The organism is Paenibacillus sp. UASWS1643, assembly GCF_008693195.1.
Lineage (GTDB): Bacteria > Bacillota > Bacilli > Paenibacillales > Paenibacillaceae > Paenibacillus > Paenibacillus amylolyticus_B.
The window spans coordinates 1-350 of record NZ_VXKZ01000042.1 but is presented as its reverse complement, the minus strand read 5'-3'; the positions used below and the strand labels follow the sequence as shown (position 1 = coordinate 350).

General features: G+C 40.0%; 1 protein-coding gene. It reads right to left on the bottom strand.

Annotation, left to right across the window (positions count from 1 at the left end; translation table 11 throughout):
- Positions 1–308, bottom strand: a 308-nt coding sequence (locus tag FE296_RS00205; RefSeq protein WP_190944950.1) for an S-layer homology domain-containing protein, incomplete at its 3' end; no start/stop codon positions are given.
- Between the last annotated feature and the right edge of the window lie 42 nt (positions 309–350).

Here is a 350-nt window from a genome sequence, read left to right as displayed (position 1 = left end):
TCATGGCCCAGTGAACTAACGATGAGCTTTAGAAACTCTGCACGCGTTACTTTATTTTCCGGATAAAACATGCCATTGGGATAACCACTAACAATCCCTTTATCCAGCGCCTCCTGAATACTGGATACTGCCCAATGCCCTTGAATATCCTTGAATGATATTTTTTGTCCCGCGTCACGATCTGTATTTGAATTCATTGGCTTGCTATTTAAACTACCATCCAAGGAAATTGATGTTTCCGCATGAACCTGAACTGTCGCTGCTAAAAGGGCTATTATCGTACTCATGACGATTACTTTCTTTTTCATCTGTGTTGGCCTCATTTCAATAAGAATAGTTAATTTCTTTGC